General features: G+C 64.8%; 1 protein-coding gene. It reads right to left on the reverse strand.

Going from position 1 to position 244, the window contains the following annotated elements; genetic code table 11:
• The coding region (locus AC4IFT_RS22595) for a KUP/HAK/KT family potassium transporter (protein ID WP_490752991.1) at positions 1–244 on the reverse strand (244 nt) is incomplete at both ends.

Raw genomic sequence — 244 nt, forward strand, 5'->3', positions numbered from 1 at the left:
TCGCCGGGGCGAACAGTTTGCCGACGCTGCCGGTGCCGTGTTTCTGGATCGCGAACAGCGCGGTCAACACCAGCAGCGACAGCGGCACGATAAAGCTGTCCAGCTCAGGGGCGATAATCTGCAGGCCTTCGATAGCCGAGAGCACCGAAATGGCCGGGGTAATCACCCCATCGCCATAAAAGAAGCTGCCGCCCACCAGCCCGACCAGCACCGCCGCCGGCACCCAGCGCGCATCCAGCTTGCG

The organism is Providencia sp. UF-183 (assembly GCF_058246155.1).